This window comes from Corynebacterium sp. HMSC074C01 (assembly GCF_001814605.1).
GTDB lineage: Bacteria > Actinomycetota > Actinomycetes > Mycobacteriales > Mycobacteriaceae > Corynebacterium.
Window position 1 is genome coordinate 1 of sequence record NZ_KV817253.1, and the last position, 345, is coordinate 345.

General features: G+C 56.2%; 1 pseudogene. It reads left to right on the top strand.

Annotated features, from left to right (window positions below):
* Window positions 1-345, top strand: a pseudogene (locus HMPREF2978_RS00885) (HNH endonuclease); the annotation flags it as partial.

Genomic DNA, 345 nt, shown 5'->3' on the forward strand with positions numbered 1-345 from the left:
TCCACGCCAAACGCATAGCCAAACCAGGTGTGCGGATTACCTACAGAGCCGAAGGACCCAACACCCTCTCCATTACCGACGACGCCACCACGATCGCCAACATGCGCGGCGTACTCGAATCCACCAACACCGACCTGCTTCAAGCCGCCAACGACATCTTCTTCAACAAAGAAACAAGCGGTTCCAAGCCTGCGGTGCGCACCCAAATCATCATCACCCTCAACGAACTCGACCAGATCATCAACGGCGACGGCGACGACATCGAACTCAACCTGACCAACGGCGCGCGCATGACAGGCAAAGAATTCCTCACCCACAAGTTTGCCGAAATAGGCTATGCCACCC